Raw genomic sequence first — 18,563 nt, 5'->3', positions numbered from 1 at the left:
GAAGCAACACAGACTGGAACAACGCACGGAGAAGGAACCCATGACAACGAAGTCAGTCACAACCGCCCCCAAGAGCACTGTCCGAGTGGCACCGTCAGTGTTGGCGGGCATCGGCGCCTTTGCTGCTGTGGGCGCCTACGTCCTGGTCACTTCGATCGACCTCGGCCTCTGGACTTCCCTGGGGCCCGGCCCCGGTCTCTTCCCCTTCGCAATGGGCGCCGTCCTGGTGGCGATGGCCGTTGTGTGGCTGCTTCAGGAACTCCGCCGGCCCAGCGAAACGGCAGAAGGCGTTGACCTCGGACTGGTCATCGCCGTCGTCCTCAGCCTGGTAATCCTTGCGGCCGTGATGGACCTGATCGGCTTCCAGCTGGGCATGTTCCTGTTCCTGATGTACCACCTGAAGCTGCGCGGCCGCCGGGGCTGGCCGTCCTCGGTGATCACAGCCCTCGCCGGCAGCTTCGGCGCGTTCTACGCCTTCAACTACGGACTGAACGTGTCCCTGCCCGTCTCGGCTTTCCCCCTGCTGAACACGATCGGACTCTGAACGTGGATACCCTCAACGAACTCTTGAACGGCTTCGCGGCCGCCATGACCTGGCAAAACCTGCTTTTTGCCTTCCTGGGCTGCCTGCTCGGCACCATCATCGGCGTGCTGCCCGGCATCGGCCCCGTAGCCGGCGTCGCGCTGCTCATTCCCCTCACCCTGAACCTGGACGCGACCGGCGCGATCATCATGCTCTGCGCCATCTTCTACGGCACCGCCTACGGGGGAACCATCACCAGCGTCCTGCTGAACACCCCTGGCGAAGCTGCCTCCGCGATCACCACCATCGACGGCTACGCCATGACCAAGATCGGCAAGGCCGGCGCCGCCTTGACCATTGCCGCCGTCGGGTCCTTTGTGGGCGGAACCGTAGCCACCATCGGCCTGGTGGCGGCCGCAAAGCCCCTCGGAGAACTGGGTCTGCTGGTAGGGCCGCCGGAATTCTTTGCACTGATGGTGGTGGGCATCTCCCTGCTCGTCGCGCTCGCCGGGAAATCCATGGTCAAGGCCGTCATCTCCGGGGCACTGGGCCTGCTGATCGCCATGGTGGGTATCGACCCCGTTGCCGGGGCCCCGCGCTTCACCTTCGGCATGGACCGGCTCCTGGACGGCGTGAGCTTTGTTGCCGTAATCGTGGGTGTCTTTGGCCTCTCGGAACTCCTTTCCTACCGCAAGGACACCGCCACCCCCACGGTGCACGCACCGAACCTGCGGTCCCTGCTTCCCACCCGCGGGGAATGGCGCCGGAGCGCCCCGGCCATGGCACGCGGCACCGGTATCGGCTTCGGCCTGGGACTGATTCCCGGCATGACCGGCTCCGTGTCCTCCTTGCTGGCCTACGGTGCGGAAAAGAAGTTCTCCCGCCACCGCCACGAGCTGGGCAAGGGCGCCATTGAAGGTGTCGCCGGCCCGGAAACAGCCAACAACTCCCACGCCAACGCCGCCCTGATCCCGCTGTTCACCCTCGGCATCCCCGCATCACCCACCATCGCGGTGCTGATGGGCGCCTTCCTCCAGCAGGGCCTCACCCCGGGTCCCACCCTCTTCACCGAACACTCCGAGATCGCCTGGGCCATCATTGCCAGCCTATTCATCGGAAACCTGCTCCTGCTGCTGCTGAACGTTCCGCTGGTAGGCCTGTGGACCTCCATCCTCCGCGTCCCGTCGTCGATCCTTACCGCACTGATCCTGCTGTTTATGGTGATCGGCGCTTACACCATCAACTTCAGCGTCTTCGATGTCTTCGTGATGATCGGTTTCGGCCTGCTGGGCCTCGCCCTCCGGCACCTGGACATCCCGCTGGCACCCATGGTGCTGACCCTGGTTCTCGGCCCGCTCATGGAACGCTCCCTGCGCGAATCCCTCGAAATTTCCCAGGGCGACTTCAGCATCTTCACCAGCCGCCCCATCTCCGCAGTCCTGATCGGGCTGGGCCTGCTGATTGTCTTCAGCCCGCTGCTCAAGCTCCGCAAGCCGAAGGCACTCAACGAAGACCCCGAAACCTAGACCCAAACCCGTACACCCCCAGCATCCCTTCAAGCACTACCCCGAAGCACACCTTCAAAGGAGAAGAACCATGAAAACCCGTTCACGCATCGCCACCGCCCTGGCCGCCGCATCCCTGATTGCCCTGACCGGCTGCGGCGCCAACGCCGGAGCCACCAACGCCTCGGCAGGCGATTTCCCCAAAAAGGGCAAAACAATCGACCTCGTCGTCGCTTTCTCCTCCGGAGGTGCGGTGGACACAGCTGCCCGGCTTATCCAGCCCATCCTGGAAAAGGAACTGGGCACCAACGTGGAGGTCATCAACAAGCCCGGGGCCGGCGGACAGATCGGCTACACCCAGCTGACCAGCGCCGCACCAGATGGCTACACCATCGGCGCCACCGGTTCCCCGTCCGTGGTCGTGTCACCCCTTGATCCCGCCCGCGGCGCCAAGTACACCCGCGACAGCTTCCAGCCGCTGGGCCGCCAGGTCATCGACCCCACCGTCATCGCGGTGCAGCCGGACAGCCCCTACAAGACACTGAAGGAACTCCTGGACGCAGCCAAGGCCAACCCCAAGTCCCTGACCGCCAGCACCACCGGGCTCCAGACCGGCGAACACTTTGCCCTGGCCCAGATCCAGGAGAGCACGAGCTCCGAATTCGCTCCCGTCCACTTCTCCGAAGGTGCCTCCCAAGCCACCACCGCTTTCCTTGGCAAGCATGTGGACGTGCTGGTGGCCAACGTTAGCGACGTCACCGACCTGACGAAGCAGGGCAAAGCCCGCGTCCTGGGCGTCATGACGTCAGAGCGCGCACCCTCGCTGCCGGACATTCCCACGTTCAAGGAAGCAGGCTACGACCTCGAGGCCGGAACGGTCCGCGGCTACTCCGCTCCCGCCGGCCTGCCGGCCGAAGTGGCCAAGAAGCTCGAAGCAGCCATCAAAACGGCCATCGAAGACCCCACGGTCAAGGAAAAGATGAGCGCACTCGGCCTGCAGACCAGCTACCTCTCCGGCGAGGACTACAAGCAGTTCTGGGCCGGCCAGGAAGAGGACTTCAAGAAGGTCCTGCCGCTGGTACAGAAGACCAACTGACCCTGCCGAAACCCACCGGACGGAAGAAGCCATCATGACAACCCCAGCAATAGACACCATCGACTCCGACTTCCCCCGCCCCGACAGGGACGTCGTGGAGCGCCTCGCCAAGCTGCCGGCGGCCAACATCGGCGATGCCATGGACCGGCTCGGCGTGGCGGACTCCGCCATCCAGGCCATCTGGCCCGGCGCCCTTCTCGCCGGCCCTGCCTTCACGGTGTGGACGCGGCCCGGGGACAACCAGGGCATCCACAAGGCCTTGGAACAGGCCCGGCCGGGGGACGTCATTGTGGTGGCCGGCGGCGGGGACGCCTCCCGCGCCCTGCTTGGCGAGCTCATCGGCGAACGCGCCATCAACCTTGGCATCGCTGGCTTCGCACTGGACGGAGCAGCGCGCGACGCCGAAGCGCTGGGTGAGATCGGCATGCCAGTCTTCGCCCGGGCTACTTCCCCCGCCGGCCCTTACAAGAACGGTCCCTTCCGCCTGGGCACAGCGCTCGCCTTCGGCGGCGTCCCCGTCCTGCCCGGCGATGTGATCATCGGCGACTCCGACGGCGTAGTGGTGGTGCCCCGCGAGCAGGCAGCCGCAGTGGCCGAGGCCGCCGAAGCAGTCTTCGCAGATGAAACGAACCGCCGGCAAGCCATCGTGGCAGCCCGCGCCTGAAGCAAGAAAGACAGAGAGAACCATGACAGCGGTAACCGTCATTGGCCTCGGCGAAGCCGGCGCCACCTACGCCGCGGCGCTCCACGCCGCCGGCCACAACGTCACCGGGTTTGACCCGGTTGCGCCCACCACCCCCGCCGGTGTCACCCGCGCAGCAACCGCTGCGCAAGCCTGTGAAGGCGCGGACATCGTCCTCGTCATGACAGGAGCCGCCGCTGCCCGCAGCGTCGCCGGGGAGTGCCTTCCGGTCCTGGAAGCGGGCAGTTGCTACGCGGACTTCACCTCGTCCTCGCCCGGAGTGATGGACGAACTGGGCCGGCTGCCCGGCAAGGCAGACTTCGCCGACGTCGCTATCCTTGGACCGGTCTCGGCACTGGGGGAGAAGACCCCGCTGATGGTCAGCGGCCCTGGAGCTCAGGCGGTGGCTGACCTGCTAGGTCCGCTGGGGGTCGACGTCGAGATTGCAGCTGGAGAACCCGGTGCGGCCATGGCCCATAAGCTCCTGCGCAGCGTCCTGATGAAGGGCCTGGCCTCCGTGGTGGTCGAAGCCGTGACCGCAGGCCGGGCAGCCGGACTCGAAGAATGGATCCGGGCCCAGATCGCCAGCCAGCTCGCCGGTGACGGGCAGGCAGTGATTGACCGGTTCCTTACCGGCACGGCCAAGCACGCCGTCCGGCGCTCCAAGGAAATGCAGGACACGGCCAGCTACCTCGCCGATCTTAAAGTTCCCGCCGAGATGACCACTGCGTCCGCTGCCGCCCTGTCCCGCATGGCCCTGGAAACTGAGCCGGCCTTGCGCTGACAGCTGTGTCCGGCAGAATCAAGAACGGGTATTACGTGACTCACCACCTAACCGGCGTCCCGCCGTCAGGAGCAGCAACATGATCGGCATCTGGGCACTCGGCGCCTACCTTGCCGTCATCCTGTTGTGGACCACTGTGCTCAAGCGCAGTGTGGGGGAGGCCATGATCCTGGGCTTCCTGGCCGTGCTTCCGTTCACCGGAGCAGCGGCGGCGCAGATCGGCTGGGACGCGTTCTACTCGGCCATCACCGATGAGATCGTCTACGCCACCATGGCCTTTGTCTTTATGGGCTACCTGCTGGACAAGACCGGTGTGCTGGACAAGCTGATCGACCTGCTCAACTCCCTGATTGGCGGGGTCAAGGGCGGGCCGGCGTGGGTGTCCACCGTGGCCTCGGCCGGCCTGGGCGGGGTGGTGCACAACCAGGCGGCCATTGCCGCCACCGTGGGATCGGTAACCATTCCCTGGATGGAAAAGTCGCGGCTGGACAAGCCCTCGGCGGCCACCCTGGTGGCCGGTAATGCGGGCATGGGAATCACGTTTCCGTTCAGCGCATCGATGTTCGTGCTGGTGGGGTCGGCTACTGTGGGTCCGCTGCTGGACATCAACGCGCTGGTCCTGCCCTTGCTGTTCGGGGGCCTGTGGTGCTTCCTGCACCGGTTGATCGTCACCTGGCTGCTGATCCGCAAGAGCGGGATGGCTCCGCTTGATGCGGCCCACCGGCTGCCGGTCCGGACCGCGTTTGGCCGTGGCTGGCCCACCCTGCTGCTGTTTGTTGTGGTGGCCATTCCGCTGGTGATCACGTCCGGGGCTATCGCTGCGGGTCTCTCGGACTGGACCGGGGGAGATGTGTCCAAGTCCGTCAGCGTCATCGTCTGGATCCCCGTGGTCCTGATCATCACGGGCTTCCTGCTGGGCCGGAAGAAACTTCCCACGAGCGGGCGGGCGTGGTGGGCTTTGCTGCAGAACTCGGCGCCGCGTTTCGGAATTGTGGGCGTCACGGTGGTGTTCGCCTTCGCCGGAGCCAACGCCCTGGCCGCCACCGGGCTGCCGAAGCAAATGACGGAGCTGCTCAACGGGATGAACCTGCCGGTGTGGATCCTGGCCATCCTGGTCGGGCTGATTGTCATCGCTGTCGCCGCGCCCCTGTCCGCTACTGCCACCATGGCTGCTGTGGGAACGGTCGGCGTCGCGGCCCTGGTGGCAGCCGGAGTGCCGGCAACCACGGCAGCGGTGGCCGTCCTGGTCTTCTCCTCCTGCGAGGCGGCGGTTCCGCCCGGAGGTGCCCCGCTCTATGTGGCGTGCGGCATCGCGGATGTGGACCCGATCAAGACCTTCCTCCGGCTGCTCACCCACTACGCCCTGCCGCTGCTCGGCATTGGCGTCCTGATCATCCTCGGCGTCCTGCCCATCTAAGGAAAGTCACCATGCACACCATCCGAAGAGCCGTCGAAGTCCTCTTCGTCCTGACCCTCGCAGCGCTCCTGGCCGGCGGCGTTCTGTTCGTGGCCGGGCAGGCCATCGCCCTGGCGGCCGGCCGGGGCGACTGGCTCACACTGCTCAACGAGTCCATCAAGGCGCCCATGTGCATCGCTGCCTCCCTCTGCGCCATCGCCGGATTCCTGCTCAGCTACAAACGCCGCCAGAACCAGGAGCAGCCGCAGGAAGCAGGGGCACGGTGAGGTCCGGGGACGGAACCTACCCCACGTTCGCCGAGCTGCTGAAGCGGGAGGGCGCTTTCGCCGGAACCTCCTGGGACCTCTTTCCGGACGCAACCCGCGGGACGCCGTCGTTCATTGATTCCCGGGCCGTGATGGAGGCGCGAAGCTGCATCCGCACCGGCACGGCCTTTGGCCTGGACTATCCGGCCGATGCGTTCCACCCCGGCATGTCCCTCAAGCGCGGCGCTCCCCGGCACACCATCTACTCCTCGCACCCGGCCCACCGCGACGACTTCCTGGACGGGTACTACCTGCAAGGATCCAGCCAGATCGACGGATTGCGGCACCGCCGGGCAGACGACGTCGGCTTCTACAACGGCACGCCTGACGACGCTGTCCGGGAGGGCACGCCGGATCTTGGCATCCAGGAATGGGCGGACAACCCAATCGTGGGCAGGGGAGTGCTTGTTGACCTAGCCGGGTACCGCGCCGGGCAGGGTGCTCCGATCGACCAGGCGGCAGGTGAGCCCCTGGGCCTGGAGTTGATTCAGGCGGTGCTGGACGCCCAGTCCGTGACCCTCCGGCAGGGCGACATCCTGATGCTGCACACCGGCTGGTGCGAGTGGTTCCTGGGCCTGGCCCCGGAGGACAAACAGCGGATGCGGGAGAGCAGGCGGGCCGCCGGCGTTGCCCAGTCCGAGGACTTCGTCGCCTGGGCATGGGACAACAGGCTGGCGCTCCTCGCGGCGGACAACTTCGCCTTCGAATGCCTGCCCGCACTGGCTTCCAGCCCTTACCGCGACTCCGCCCCGAACGATCACGGCATGATGCACCAGCAGCTCCTCGCTAAGCTGGGCATGCCGCTGGGTGAACTGTGGCGGCTCGGGCCCCTCGCGCGCCATATGCGTGGCATCAACCAGTGGGACGCCTTCATCACCGTCAAACCGCTGAACATCACCGGCGGGACCGGTTCACCCGCAAACGCCACCGCGCTGCTCTAGGTAGTCCCGTCAGGTAAGGCGCTGGCCGGTGATATCGGCCAAGTGATCCAGGAGTGCGTTCTGGAACCGCTCGTCGCGGGCTGCATGATGCGGCTTCTCCCGGTTCTGGTGGAACCAGTAGCCCCCGCTGGTGAGCGCCGCCGGATCATCGCCCGTGGCGAGCCACTCCTGCGTCAGGTGGCCGAGGCGCAGGTCATCGGGTGCCCCCGCGCCGCCCATCCGGGTGGGCACCCAGCCGGGATCGACGGCGTTGCTGAGGACGTCCGGCCATAAACGGGCGACGGCGGCTGCCAGGGCTGTGAGGTAGAGCTTGCTGTCCGAGTAGGTCACCTTCTCCATGCCCGCTTCGAGCCTGCTGGGATCAGCGTGGCCGCCGCGGTGCATTCCGCTGCTGAGGTAGACCAGCCGGTGCGGGCGTTCGATGAGCGCGGTGAGGAGGTACGGAGCCACAACATTCACCTGGAAGATGTCCGGGCTGTGCAGGACTCCCGCGTTGTGGATGACGGCGTCCATCCGACCGATCGCGTTGACTTGCCTGGCGACGTCGCGCGTCTGTTCCAGGTCCGCCAGGTCGCCCACTGCCGCTTCGGCCCCGCCGTCCACCAGCTCCTGGACGGCATCCAGCCGGGCAGTGCTCCGGGCATGGACAACAACATCGTGCCCGGTCTCCAGAAGGGTCCGCGCAGTAGCTTGTCCCAAACCGTCAGCAGAGCCGGTGACAAAAACACGCATGCCTACACCTTATCGGTTCGGGAAATCATACTTGTACAGATGTATACAAGTATGATGGGTGCTGGAGGTCGAACATGACTGATTTACCTGCACGGAACACCGGCGCACATTTTGTTTACGCGGAACTGAAGCGGCAGATCCTCAGCCTTGAACTGAAGCCGGGGGAGCGGATTTTTGAGCCTGCCATGGCGGCATCATTGAGTGTGAGCCGTACGCCGTTGCGCGAGGCCATCAGGCGGCTCATCTCAGAGAACCTCCTGGAGCAGCAGCCCACCGGGGGTGTCCTGGTGCCAAGCCTGGACGAGGCAGCGATTTCAGAGTTGTACGAGGTCCGGGCGGCAATGGAGTCGCTGATGGCACGGAACGCCTGCATTAAGGCGACGCCTTCCGACATCGAAGCGCTCCGAGGCATCCTTGCCCGTAACGCCGCAGTGGTGGAATTCGCCGATGACGCCATGCGCCAGGGCATGGCACTGCACAGCAGGCTCGCGGAGATGGCCGGAAATTCCTGGGCCCGCCGTTTCCATGGCCAGGTATCCAACCACATGGAGCGCTACCGGCATTTCACCAACAGCACCCAGGAACGGCGTGACCAGGCCCTGGCCCAGCACCGCGCCCTGGTGGACGCCGTGGCCGCGGGCGATCCGGACAACGCCGCGAAGATTGCTTTCGAGCACGTCATGGGGGCCCGGGATGCCGCGGTGCGTGCCATCTCGAGCAGCGGCCTGGGCATCTCGTGATCGGCGAACTTGGACGCCGCACAACAACTTCCCTCCTGGTCCATTCCGCGCTGATCCAGGCGGTGACCTTCCTGGTCCGGCCCGCGGCAACCTACCGTGCGCTTGAACTGGACGTTCCCGGGTTTGCCCTGGGCCTGCTGGCAGCCAGCTATGCTGTTTTTCCTTTGCTGCTCGCAGTCCCGACGGGCGGCCTGGTGGACCGCTTGGGTGAGCGCCGGCTGATGGCCATCGGGTCCGCCGTCGTTCTTGCCTGTTCTGCTTTCCTGCTGCTGTGGGGCTCGTCAATCGTCACCCTGGTTATCGGAACCGCGCTGCTGGGTGCCGGGCAACTCGCATGCGTTGTAGGGCAGCAGGCCGTGGTGGCCAACAACGCTGCCCCGGCCCGCATGGACGCAGCCTTCGGTTACCTGACTTTCGCCGCCTCCCTGGGCCAGGCCCTCGGACCCCTGGCGATTTCCCTCGTGGGAGGGGCATCCATCCGCCCTGACACGCAGGCAATTTTCTTCCTGTCGACGTGCATGAGCCTGGCACTCTTCGTGACCACGTTTGGTGTGGCAGCACATGTCAGCGGCGCGAAAAGGAAGGCAGTTGCAGGTGACGGCAACACCGGCAACGCACTCTCGCTGCTCAGGACCCCTGGCGTCGCCCGCGCATTGGCCACCAGCGCCACCGTGCTTGCCGTGGTGGACCTGACCATGGTGTACCTCCCGGCACTCGGATCCGAACGCGGGCTCACTTCGGCAACGGTGGGCGCCATGCTCACTGTCAGGGCAGTGTTTTCCATGGTTTCCCGGATCCTGCTGGGGCGGGTGTCCAGGAAGCTGGGCCGCATGAGGCTGCTGGTGTTGAGCCTCGCACTGTCCACCGTCGCCTTGGCCGTGGCTGCGGTTCCCATGCCGGCCTGGCTGTTGTTTATTGTGATGGCCGTTCTCGGGCTGGGGCTCGGCATCGGCCAGCCGCTGACCATGTCCTGGCTTTCGGCGCAGGCCCCAGCTGGGCAGCGTGGACGGGCGTTGGCTCTGAGGCTCGCCGGGAACCGGGTGGGCCAGGTGGTACTGCCGAGTGCCATCGGGGTGGTTGCGGCAGGACTTGGTGCAGGGGGTGTTTTCCTTGCTTCCGCCGCGGTGGTGGGCGGGACGCTACTGCTGCTCCGGGGCGTGGAGTTGGACTAGCTAGTGCAGTTGGACTAGCTACGGCAGCCGGCTGGGCCGCAGTACCGAAGGTACCCCGGCCTGCCCAGGATCCAGTGGGACGGGGCTGACCAGCACCGCCGGGCCGCGGTGCATGGTTCCGCTGGATAGTGCCCGGCAACGGATGCCGCCCCTGCCCCGCATCGCGGCGTGGGCCCCGGGCGCCAGCACCTCGTTCATCCAGGCGCACGGGTGGGCCGCGCGCCCGCCATGGAACTCCACGACGGAGCCGCCGGATTCCAGCGCGAAGTCCTGCCCCAGCAGCGGAGCCAGGTGCGCACCCCGCAGGATCACGTTCCGGCGCGTCGCCAGCGGATCAAACGGTCCGGCTTCCAGCTCGGCTGCCATGGCTTCGAGGGCCTCGACGGCGAACAGGGTCACCGCAGCATCCATGTGCGCGGCCTTGCCGAAAAACCGGTCACCCACGATGCCCTTGCCGGCCACCACCTCAGCGGTGCCGGCGTCGAGCGTCGGCACGTCCGCAGGGCCGTCCTTGGCCCGCCCGAAGTAGGCATGCCCGGGTGACACCAGCAGGTGGAGGATTTCGACGTCGTACCGGTAGTGTTCGGCCATACCGCCAGCGTAGTTTGATGTAGGCGCAGACATCGCTGATCGGAACTATGGGGGAGCAGAAGTTGGAACCAATCGCTGTAGACGGCGGCAAGGGCACCGTAAAACTCAGCGCCGACGGAATTATTCACCTTGTCTGGCAACCCGGGATCGTCCTGGAAAGCGATGACGTGCACGCGGCGATGGACAGGGTCAATGAAATTTCCGGAGGGTCCGAATACCCGATGCTGGTGGACATGGGGGTTACCAAGGCAGTGACCCGCCAGGCCAAGTCCGCCTTCCAGATCCCCTGTGCAGCGTCGCGGATTGCCTTGCTTGGCTCAAGTCCGGTGGACCGCATCATTGCAAATTTCACCATTGAACGGCAGGCCTTGCCATGTCCCACACGCTTCTTCACGTCCCGGGATGAGGCGCTGGTCTGGCTTCTCGATCCCGCGATTTCCTGACAGTAACAACCCGCCCTGGGTTTCGACAGGCTCAACCACCGGGCGGTCTGCCTTAGCCACCAACGTAGGCCGCCAGGTGCTTGCCGGTGAGCGTTGAGGCGCCAGCCACCAGCTCAGCCGGCGTGCCCTCGAAAACGATCCGCCCGCCGTCGTGCCCTGCTCCCGGTCCCAGGTCGATGATCCAGTCAGCGTGCGCCATCACCGCCTGGTGGTGCTCGATGACAATCACGGACTTGCCGGAATCAACCAGCCGGTCCAGCAGGCCCAGCAGGTTCTCGACGTCGGCAAGGTGCAGGCCGGTGGTGGGCTCGTCCAGGACGTACACGTCGCCCTTCTCGGCCATCTGGGTGGCGAGCTTGAGCCGCTGGCGCTCGCCGCCGGACAGCGTGGTGAGCGGCTGGCCAAGGCTGAGGTAGCCCAGGCCCACGTCCGCGAGCCGGTCAAGGACGGTGCGCGCCGCCGGCGTTTTCGCTTCGCCTTCGGCAAAGAAGGCACGCGCTTCCGTCACGGACATGGCCAGGACGTCGGCGATATTCTTCCCGCCTAGGGTGTATTCCAGCACCGATGCCTGGAAGCGGCGGCCCTCACAGTCCTCACAGGGCGACTCCACCGTGGCCATCACGCCCAGCTCGGTGAAGATAACGCCTGCGCCGTTGCAGGTGGGGCAGGCGCCCTCGGAGTTCGAGCTGAACAGGGCCGGCTTCACCCCGTTGGCCTTCGCGAAGGCCTTGCGGATGGGCTCCAGCATGCCCGTGTAGGTGGCAGGGTTGCTGCGCCGGGAGCCCTTGATGGCGCCCTGGTCGATCACCACCACGCCCTCGCGCTTCGCCACCGAACCGTGGATCAGCGAACTCTTGCCCGAGCCGGCCACGCCCGTCACCACCGCCAACACACCCAGGGGGATGTCGACGTCGACCGCCTGCAGGTTGTGCGTTGACGCCCCGCGCACCTCGAGCGCTCCGGACGCCTTCCGGACCGCTTCCTTGTGCGAGGCACGGTCCCCGAGATGCCGGCCGGTGATGGTGTCGCTGGACCGCAGGCCCTCCACCGTTCCCTCGTAACAGACAGTGCCGCCCGTGGTGCCGGCACCTGGCCCGAGGTCAACGATGTGGTCGGCAATGGCGATGGTTTCCGGCTTGTGCTCCACCACCAGCACGGTGTTGCCTTTGTCGCGCAACTGGAGCAGCAGCTGGTTCATGCGCTCGATGTCGTGCGGGTGCAGCCCGATGGTGGGCTCGTCAAAGACATACGTGACGTCGGTGAGGGAGGAACCGAGGTGCCGGATCATCTTGGTGCGCTGGGCCTCGCCGCCGGAAAGCGTGCCGGCCGGGCGGTCCAGGCTCAGGTAACCCAGGCCAATGTCGGAGAACGAGTCAAGCAGGTGCTGCAGGCCCTTGAGCAGGGGAGCCACCGAGGGGTCCTTGAGGCCGCGGATCCATTCGGCGAGGTCGCTGATCTGCATCTGGCAGAGCTCGGCGATGTTTTTGCCGTTGATCCTGGAGGACAGCGCCTGCTGCGTCAGCCGGGTGCCTTCACACTCGGGGCAGGTCTGGAACGTCACGGCCCGCTCCACGAACCGGCGCACGTGCGGCTGCATGGCCTCGGGGTCCTTGGACAGCATGGACTTCTGGATCTTGGGGATGATCCCCTCGAAGGTCAGGTTGACGCCTTCCACCTTGATCTTGGTGGGCTCGGCGTACAGCATGGTCTCCAGCTGCTTCTTGGTGAACTTCGCGATGGGCTTGTCCATCGGCAGGCCCATGCCCTCGAACAGGCGCCCATACCAGCCGTCCATCGAGTACCCCGGAACAAGCAGCGCTCCCTCGCTCAGGGACTTTTCGTCGTCGTACAGCGCCGTTCGGTCAATATCGCTGACGGCGCCCATGCCCTCGCAGCGCGGGCACATGCCGCCCAGGTAGACGGCCTGCTGAACCACCGCTTTCTCCACCCGGCCGTCACTTTTCTCCGTGGACATCACGCCGCTGGCCTTGCGGGTGGGCACGTTGAAGGAGAACGCCGTGGGCGGGCCGCCGTACGGTGAGCCGAGCCGGCTGAAGAGGATGCGTAGCATCGCGTTCGCGTCTGTCGCAGTGCCCACAGTGGAGCGCGGGTTGGCGCCCATCCGTTCCTGGTCCACGATGATCGCCGTGGTGAGCCCTTCCAGGAAGTCCACCTCGGGCCGGGCCAGCGAGGGCATAAAGCCCTGCACGAACGCACTGTAGGTTTCGTTGATCATGCGCTGCGACTCTGCGGCGATGGTGGCGAACACCAGGGAGCTCTTGCCCGAGCCGGACACACCCGTGAACACTGTCAGCCGGCGCTTGGGCAGCTCAACGCTGACGTCCTTGAGGTTGTTTTCCCGCGCCCCCTGAACCCGGATCAGGTCGTGGGTGTCGGCGACGTGCAGCCCGTTGGCCCGGGGATCGGTGTTGGTGGCGGAACTGGTGTCCGTGCTCATCGGGTCTCCATCTGTGGGGCTGCGATATGTCCTGGGAGGGGGAGGGCCGCGCCCGCAGCCTCCCCCTCGTGCCGCTGGTTCCTATCCTCCCAGCTCAGGGCTGCTGGTTGATGCGGACGGTGTTGCCGGCCGGGTCGCGGAAGGCGCAGTCGCGGATTCCGTAGGGCTGGTCGACGGGTTCCTGGACCACGTCCGCCCCGGTGGCCTCCACCGAGGCGAACGCGGCGTCCACGTCCGGGGCGGACAGGATAACCGTGGCGTAGGTGCCCTTCGCCATCATTTCGGCGATGGTGCGGCGTTCGTCGTCGGTGATGCCGGGGTCCACGGCCGGCGGGTGCAGGACGATGGACACGTCCGGCTGCCCGGCAGGGCCTACGGTGATCCAGCGCATGGTGCCGCGGCCAACATCGTTGCGGACTTCGAAGCCCAGGGCGTCGCGGTAGAACGCCAGGGATGCGTCCGGATCGGTATGCGGAAGGAAGGTTGAGGAAATGCTGATCTTGTTCATGGCAGTCATGCTAGTTGCGGCTCCGGTGCGGGTGCTTCTCGATTCCTGACCGGTCTGGTGACCTGTTTCGCCACGCAGGCGGGGATGCCCGCCGTCGACATTTCCGCTTCCTGTTTGTAGACGCTGGGCGGCATGCCCACCAGCTCCGTGAAGCGGGTGCTGAAGGTTCCCAACGATGAACAGCCGACGGCGAAGCACACCTCCGTGACGGAAAGGTCACCGCGGCGGAGCAGTGCCATGGCCCGCTCGATGCGCCGGGTCATGAGGTAGCTGTAGGGCGATTCCTGGTACGCGGCTTTGAAGCGGCGGCTCAGGTGTCCGGCGGACATGTGGACGCCGCGGGCCAGGGATTCGACGTCCAGCGGCTGCGCGTACTCCCGGTCGATCCGGTCCTTGACGCGGCGAAGTTCCGTAAGCTCACGGAGGCGGGCGTCGGAAAGGGGGCTGGAGGTCACACTTCAGATCGTGCTACGGCCCGGCGGAGTTGTCCAGAGCCCCGGAACCTGTGGGCCGGACACAGCACCATGCCGGGCAGGGACCGCTTTCACGGACCCTGCCGGGCATGAAGGGGCTGGAGCTTTGGCTTAGGAAGCGGCTTCCTGCGCCTGGAGCTCCTGGATGTCCTCGGTGAGGACGGTCAGCTCGACGCCGGCGGGCCGCTCCGCCGTGCTGCTGATGCGTACCGCGGACCCGGTGTGGGCTGATTCGAGCACTGACTCCATGACCTCAAGGACATGGAAGGCCAAGGTGCCGCCCGCGCGGGGCTCGGCGCCTTCCGGGGTGGAAGCCAGGTCGGCGATGCCGAAGCCGCGCCCCGAGTCAACGTAGCCTGCGGATACGGGAAGGGTCTCCCACGCATCGGCGCCCAAGGAGAACAGCTGAACCTCGCCGTCGAAGTGGTTGGGGTCCGGCACCACCAGAGATCCGTGTTCGCCGTGGATCTCGATGTTGGGGGACTTGGACTTCACGGCGTCGAAGCTCATGAACAGGGTGGAGAGCGCGCCGGAGGCGTGGGTCAGGACGCCGGTGACGTGGGAGTCGATGGCCACGGGGACCTTTTCGCCCTGCCGTGGGCCGGAGCCGATGGTCCGTTCGTTGCGGGTGTGGCTCGCGGCGCCCGTCACCGAGACCACCGGGCCCAGCAGTGTCACCAGGGCGGTCACGTAGTAGGGGCCCATGTCCAGGAGCGGGCCGCCGCCGGGCTGGTAGTAGAAGTCCGGGTTCGGGTGCCAGCGCTCATGGCCGGGGGTCACCATGGTGGCGGAGGCGGAGATGGGCGCGCCGATCAGCCCGTCATCGATCGCCTTGCGGGCGGTCTGGATGCCGGTTCCCAGTACCGTGTCAGGAGCACAGCCGACGACGACGCCTGCCTCCCGCGCTGCCTCCAGAACCGTGCGTGCCTCCGCAGTGGTGGCGGCGAGGGGCTTCTCGCCGTACACGCTTTTGCCTGCTGCGATGGCTTTCAGTGCCACCTCGGCGTGCGCCGCGGGGATGGTGAGGTTCAGGACCAGTTCGACGTCGTCCGCCGCGAGGAGTTCGTCCACGGAAACGGCGCGGACGCCGTCGTACTGCTCCGCCACAGCCTTCGCGCGTGCGGGATCAAGGTCCGCCACCGCTACGAGTTCGAGGTCATGGAGCTTGCGGAAGTTGGTGAGGTACTGCGCGATGATGGCGCCGCAGCCAACGATTCCTACTTTCAACGGCTTGCCCACAGCAGGCCCCTTTCGATGATGGTGCGGACGTTGGTGTCCTGGAGGATTTCGACGCGGTGGCCGGGGGTGGCGACGAAGATGCGGCCCTTGCCCCATTGGCGGGTCCAGACGGCGGGGGAGGTGACTTCGCGGTTCCAGGGGTCCCATTCCCGGACTTTTTGGGTGGTGGTGGCCAGGACGTCGATGTAGTCGTCGGAGAGGACCCAGTACTGTTCGGTGACCAGGTCGAAGTCCTTGATGCCCTGGGTGATGGGGTGCTCCGCGGCTGCGGGCAGCATGTTCACGGTGTAGGGAACGTAGTTGTCCGACTGCTCGCCGATGCACTCGTCCGGGTGCTTGCCCGGGTGGCAGGCGAACTGGCCGCCGACCAGGTGCAGGTAGTCGGAGTTGTTGCGGTAGGAATCGGCAATCCCGCCGTGCCAACCGGCCAGGCCGGTGCCGTTTTCCACCGCCGTACGCAGCCCGGCGAACTCGTCCTTTTCGATGGTGGTCATGGTCATGCACTGCAGGATCAGGTCCACGCCTGCCATGTACTCGGCGTCGGCGTAAACCTTCGGGGATTCCTCCACGCGGACATCGTAGCCGTTGTCCTTGAGGTAGGGGATGAACAGCTCGGTGGCCTCGTACGGCTGGTGGCCGTCCCAGCCGCCGCGGACCACCAGGGCATTCTTGGGTTCTGTCATTGGGTTTCCTTTGGTTGGCTGCCGGCGTTTGTTTTACCGGCACAGGTCGGGTCAGCGGCTGGAGAAGGCGGCGTCGAAGGCCGCTGCGGGCGGGGCGATCCGGGCCAGTTCCTGGACCATGGCCAGCGCCTGCGGGGCTCCGATGAGGCGGTCCATGCCGGCGTCCTCCCATTCGATGCTGGTGGGGCCGTCATAGCCGATCGCGTTCAGGGTCCGGAAGATCCGGTTCCACTGCACGTCCCCGTGGCCCGCGGTGACGAAATCCCAGCCGCGGCGGGGATCGGCCCAGGCAAGGTGGGACCCCAGCCGTCCGTTGCGGCCATCGAGCTGGCGGACGGATTCCTTCACGTGGATGTGGAAAATGTGTTCGGCGAAGTCCTGCAGGAACATCACCGGGTCCAGGTCCTGCCAGATGAAGTGGGACGGGTCGAAGTTCAGCCCGAAGCTCCGGCGGTGCCCGATGGCCTCCAGGGTGCGTTTGGTGGTCCAGTAGTCGTAAGCGATTTCGGAGGGGTGGACCTCCAGCGCGAACCGGACCCCCTCTTCCTCGAAGACGTCCAGGATGGGGTTCCAGCGGTCCGCGAAGTCCCGGTAGCCGGCGTCGATCATTGACCCCGGGGCGGGCGGGAACATGGCGACGGCCTTCCAGATGGAGGACCCGGTGAACCCGGTGACGGTTTTCACACCGAGGCGGGCAGCGGCCCGTGCCGTGTCCTTCATCGACTCGGCAGCCCGCTGGCGGACCCCCTCGGGTTCGCCGTTGCCCCAGATTTCGGCGGACAGGATGCCCTGGTGGCGTTCATCGATGGGATCGTCGCAGACTGCCTGGCCGGTGAGGTGGTTGGCGATGGCGAAGACCTGGAGGTTGTTCTTTTCCAGGATGTCCAGCCGGTCCTGGAGGTAGTTGTCGTCCTCCGCAGCCCGGCGCGGGTCCAGGTGGTCTCCCCAGCAGGCGATTTCCAGCCCGTCAAAGCCCCACTCGCCGGCGAGCCGGGCCACCTCCTCGAACGGCAGGTCGGCCCATTGGCCGGTGAAAAGAGTGATTGGTCGTGTCATCGTTTCTAGACTTTCTGCCACTGGCTGGAGTTGGCGGCGCTGGACTCCACGGCTGCCAGGACGCGCTGGACCTGGAGGGCATCGGCGAAGGAGGGTTCCGGCTGGCGGCCTTCGCCGATGGCCGTGACCAGGTCCACCACCTGGTGGGTGAAGCCGTGTTCGTACCCGAGCCCGTGGCCGGTGGGCCACCAGTTCCCCGCGTACGGGTGCTCGGGTTCGGTAACGAAGATCCTGCGGAAGCCGGCGTCGGGGGATTCGGCTGCGTCGTAGAAGGACAGGACGTTCATTTCCTCGAAGTCGAAGGCCAGGGACCCCTTGCTTCCGTTCACTTCCAGGCGCATGGCGTTCTTGCGGCCCAGCGCGTAGCGGGTGGCTTCGAAGACGCCCACGGCTCCCGCGGAAGCAGCACCGCCGGCGAACTTGGTGTCTTCAAAGCGGGCACTGAAGATGGCCGCATCGTCCACCGTGACGCTGCCGCGGGGAGTGTCGCTGCTGAGGTCGCCGTGCCCGCCCAGGCCCACGAGGTCCCCGGCGAGCGGCCGCTCCGGGACGAACGTTTCGAGCAGTGCCGAGACGCCGGTGATGTTCAGTCCGGTGACCCATTGGGCGGCGTCGATGCTGTGCGCTCCGATATCACCCAGCGAGCCGGACCCGGACTTGCTCTTGTCCAGCCGCCACGTCATGGGGGCATTCTCGTCCGAGAGCCAGTCCTGCAGATATTGCGCGCGGACGTGCCGGATCTCGCCGAGCCTGCCCTGTTCCACGAACCGCTTAGCCAGTGCCAGGGCGGGGGTGCGTCGGTAGCTGAAGCCGCACATCGAGGCCACGCCCTGCTTGACGGCGGTTTCCGCCGCAAGGGTCATCCTCTCTGCTTCCTCCACGGAATTGGCCAGCGGCTTTTCGCACAGCACGTGCTTACCGGCCTCCAGGGCGGCAATGGCAATCCCGGCGTGGGTATCGCCCGGCGTGCAGATATCGATCAGGTCGATGTCGTCCCGTTCGATCAGGCGCCGCCAGTCTGTCTCAACCGACTCCCAGCCGAGCTTGTCCGCAGCGGTCCGGACGCCGTCGGCATTCCTTCCGGACACCGCTGTCAGCTGGGGCTGCAGCGGCAGATCAAAGAACCGGGGTGCGGTGCGCCAGGCGTGGGAGTGCGCCGCACCCATAAAGGCATACCCCACCATGCCGACGCGCAGGGGTTTGGATTCGGTCATG

At 66.2% G+C, this 18,563-nt stretch carries 20 protein-coding genes; 11 read left to right on the top strand and 9 right to left on the bottom strand.

All coding sequences use genetic code 11. The features are described from left to right. Positions 1-40: 40 nt before the first annotated feature. From QF038_RS20310 to QF038_RS20275, 8 genes are all read left to right on the top strand, one after another. Entirely contained in the window at positions 41-544 is a 504-nt protein-coding gene (locus QF038_RS20310; RefSeq protein WP_307612734.1) for a tripartite tricarboxylate transporter TctB family protein, read from the top strand. Between the two features lie 2 nt (positions 545-546). Further along, positions 547-2,049, top strand: a complete 1,503-nt coding sequence (locus tag QF038_RS20305) for a tripartite tricarboxylate transporter permease (RefSeq protein ID WP_307612732.1) — start codon at positions 547-549, stop codon at positions 2,047-2,049. A gap of 70 nt (positions 2,050-2,119) precedes the next feature. After that, positions 2,120-3,124: a tripartite tricarboxylate transporter substrate binding protein gene (locus tag QF038_RS20300; RefSeq protein ID WP_307612730.1), complete on the top strand. Its 1,005-nt coding sequence runs from the start codon at positions 2,120-2,122 to the stop codon at positions 3,122-3,124. A gap of 34 nt (positions 3,125-3,158) precedes the next feature. After that, positions 3,159-3,788 (top strand): methyltransferase, encoded by a 630-nt coding sequence (locus tag QF038_RS20295; RefSeq protein ID WP_307612727.1) that lies wholly within the window; start codon positions 3,159-3,161, stop codon positions 3,786-3,788. A gap of 22 nt (positions 3,789-3,810) precedes the next feature. Beyond that, a complete protein-coding gene (locus QF038_RS20290) occupies positions 3,811-4,590 on the top strand; it encodes an NAD(P)-dependent oxidoreductase (RefSeq protein ID WP_307612725.1) in 780 nt (259 codons plus the stop codon). Positions 4,591-4,669: 79 nt separating this feature from the next. After that, on the top strand, positions 4,670-6,007 hold the full coding sequence (locus QF038_RS20285; protein ID WP_307612723.1) for a TRAP transporter large permease subunit: 1,338 nt from the start codon (positions 4,670-4,672) through the stop codon (positions 6,005-6,007). 11 nt (positions 6,008-6,018) lie between these two features. Continuing rightward, positions 6,019-6,273, top strand: a complete 255-nt coding sequence (locus QF038_RS20280; RefSeq protein ID WP_307612720.1) for a hypothetical protein — start codon at positions 6,019-6,021, stop codon at positions 6,271-6,273. Further along, the gene (locus QF038_RS20275; protein ID WP_307612718.1) at positions 6,270-7,253 is read left to right on the top strand and encodes a cyclase family protein; all 984 of its coding nucleotides are present in this window, start codon (positions 6,270-6,272) and stop codon (positions 7,251-7,253) included. Before QF038_RS20280 ends, QF038_RS20275 begins: the two co-directional genes overlap by 4 nt. Before the next feature lie 9 nt (positions 7,254-7,262). Here QF038_RS20275 and QF038_RS20270 read toward each other — a convergent pair whose 3' ends face one another. Next, the gene (locus tag QF038_RS20270; RefSeq protein WP_307612716.1) at positions 7,263-7,985 is read right to left on the bottom strand and encodes an SDR family NAD(P)-dependent oxidoreductase; all 723 of its coding nucleotides are present in this window, start codon (positions 7,983-7,985) and stop codon (positions 7,263-7,265) included. A gap of 74 nt (positions 7,986-8,059) precedes the next feature. On the opposite strand from QF038_RS20270, the gene QF038_RS20265 reads away from it, so the two are divergent. Continuing rightward, on the top strand, positions 8,060-8,725 hold the full coding sequence (locus QF038_RS20265; protein WP_307612714.1) for a GntR family transcriptional regulator: 666 nt from the start codon (positions 8,060-8,062) through the stop codon (positions 8,723-8,725). After that, positions 8,722-9,897, top strand: a complete 1,176-nt coding sequence (locus QF038_RS20260; protein WP_307612712.1) for an MFS transporter — start codon at positions 8,722-8,724, stop codon at positions 9,895-9,897. Before QF038_RS20265 ends, QF038_RS20260 begins: the two co-directional genes overlap by 4 nt. An 18-nt stretch (positions 9,898-9,915) precedes the next feature. On the opposite strand, the gene QF038_RS20255 is transcribed toward QF038_RS20260, so the two are convergent. Then, entirely contained in the window at positions 9,916-10,488 is a 573-nt protein-coding gene (locus tag QF038_RS20255) for an MOSC domain-containing protein (protein ID WP_307612709.1), read from the bottom strand. A gap of 62 nt (positions 10,489-10,550) precedes the next feature. On the opposite strand from QF038_RS20255, the gene QF038_RS20250 reads away from it, so the two are divergent. Continuing rightward, entirely contained in the window at positions 10,551-10,931 is a 381-nt protein-coding gene (locus tag QF038_RS20250) for an STAS/SEC14 domain-containing protein (protein WP_307612707.1), read from the top strand. 52 nt (positions 10,932-10,983) lie between these two features. On the opposite strand, the gene QF038_RS20245 is transcribed toward QF038_RS20250, so the two are convergent. The 7 genes from QF038_RS20245 to QF038_RS20215 form a co-directional block, all read right to left on the bottom strand. Further along, positions 10,984-13,389: an excinuclease ABC subunit UvrA gene (locus QF038_RS20245; RefSeq protein ID WP_307612705.1), complete on the bottom strand. Its 2,406-nt coding sequence runs from the start codon at positions 13,387-13,389 to the stop codon at positions 10,984-10,986. Positions 13,390-13,483: 94 nt separating this feature from the next. Beyond that, a complete protein-coding gene (locus QF038_RS20240) occupies positions 13,484-13,906 on the bottom strand; it encodes a VOC family protein (RefSeq protein ID WP_142058484.1) in 423 nt (140 codons plus the stop codon). Next, positions 13,903-14,352, bottom strand: coding sequence for a helix-turn-helix transcriptional regulator (locus QF038_RS20235; protein WP_307612700.1), 450 nt, complete (start codon positions 14,350-14,352; stop codon positions 13,903-13,905). Before QF038_RS20235 ends, QF038_RS20240 begins: the two co-directional genes overlap by 4 nt. Positions 14,353-14,481: 129 nt before the next feature. After that, the gene (locus QF038_RS20230; RefSeq protein ID WP_307612698.1) at positions 14,482-15,609 is read right to left on the bottom strand and encodes a Gfo/Idh/MocA family protein; all 1,128 of its coding nucleotides are present in this window, start codon (positions 15,607-15,609) and stop codon (positions 14,482-14,484) included. Continuing rightward, entirely contained in the window at positions 15,594-16,292 is a 699-nt protein-coding gene (locus tag QF038_RS20225; RefSeq protein WP_307612695.1) for a ThuA domain-containing protein, read from the bottom strand. Before QF038_RS20225 ends, QF038_RS20230 begins: the two co-directional genes overlap by 16 nt. 51 nt (positions 16,293-16,343) lie before the next feature. After that, on the bottom strand, positions 16,344-17,348 hold the full coding sequence (locus QF038_RS20220; RefSeq protein WP_307612693.1) for a sugar phosphate isomerase/epimerase: 1,005 nt from the start codon (positions 17,346-17,348) through the stop codon (positions 16,344-16,346). 5 nt (positions 17,349-17,353) lie between these two features. Beyond that, the gene (locus tag QF038_RS20215; RefSeq protein ID WP_307612691.1) at positions 17,354-18,562 is read right to left on the bottom strand and encodes a Gfo/Idh/MocA family protein; all 1,209 of its coding nucleotides are present in this window, start codon (positions 18,560-18,562) and stop codon (positions 17,354-17,356) included. Between the last annotated feature and the right edge of the window lies 1 nt (position 18,563).

The organism is Pseudarthrobacter sp. W1I19, assembly GCF_030817835.1.
Lineage (GTDB): Bacteria > Actinomycetota > Actinomycetes > Actinomycetales > Micrococcaceae > Arthrobacter.
The sequence above is the reverse complement of the archived record's forward strand: the minus strand, read 5'-3'. Positions and strand labels throughout refer to the sequence as shown.

Coding starts and splice junctions, on each gene's coding strand:
- QF038_RS20300 (WP_307612730.1), top strand. CDS start 2,120: ATGAAAACCCGTTCACGCATCGCCACCGCCCTGGCCGCCGCATCCCTG.
- QF038_RS20215 (WP_307612691.1), bottom strand. CDS start 18,562: ATGACCGAATCCAAACCCCTGCGCGTCGGCATGGTGGGGTATGCCTTT.
- QF038_RS20280 (WP_307612720.1), top strand. CDS start 6,019: ATGCACACCATCCGAAGAGCCGTCGAAGTCCTCTTCGTCCTGACCCTC.
- QF038_RS20225 (WP_307612695.1), bottom strand. CDS start 16,292: ATGACAGAACCCAAGAATGCCCTGGTGGTCCGCGGCGGCTGGGACGGC.
- QF038_RS20255 (WP_307612709.1), bottom strand. CDS start 10,488: ATGGCCGAACACTACCGGTACGACGTCGAAATCCTCCACCTGCTGGTG.
- QF038_RS20295 (WP_307612727.1), top strand. CDS start 3,159: ATGACAACCCCAGCAATAGACACCATCGACTCCGACTTCCCCCGCCCC.
- QF038_RS20290 (WP_307612725.1), top strand. CDS start 3,811: ATGACAGCGGTAACCGTCATTGGCCTCGGCGAAGCCGGCGCCACCTAC.
- QF038_RS20310 (WP_307612734.1), top strand. CDS start 41: ATGACAACGAAGTCAGTCACAACCGCCCCCAAGAGCACTGTCCGAGTG.
- QF038_RS20270 (WP_307612716.1), bottom strand. CDS start 7,985: ATGCGTGTTTTTGTCACCGGCTCTGCTGACGGTTTGGGACAAGCTACT.
- QF038_RS20265 (WP_307612714.1), top strand. CDS start 8,060: ATGACTGATTTACCTGCACGGAACACCGGCGCACATTTTGTTTACGCG.
- QF038_RS20285 (WP_307612723.1), top strand. CDS start 4,670: ATGATCGGCATCTGGGCACTCGGCGCCTACCTTGCCGTCATCCTGTTG.
- QF038_RS20220 (WP_307612693.1), bottom strand. CDS start 17,348: ATGACACGACCAATCACTCTTTTCACCGGCCAATGGGCCGACCTGCCG.
- QF038_RS20240 (WP_142058484.1), bottom strand. CDS start 13,906: ATGACTGCCATGAACAAGATCAGCATTTCCTCAACCTTCCTTCCGCAT.
- QF038_RS20245 (WP_307612705.1), bottom strand. CDS start 13,389: ATGAGCACGGACACCAGTTCCGCCACCAACACCGATCCCCGGGCCAAC.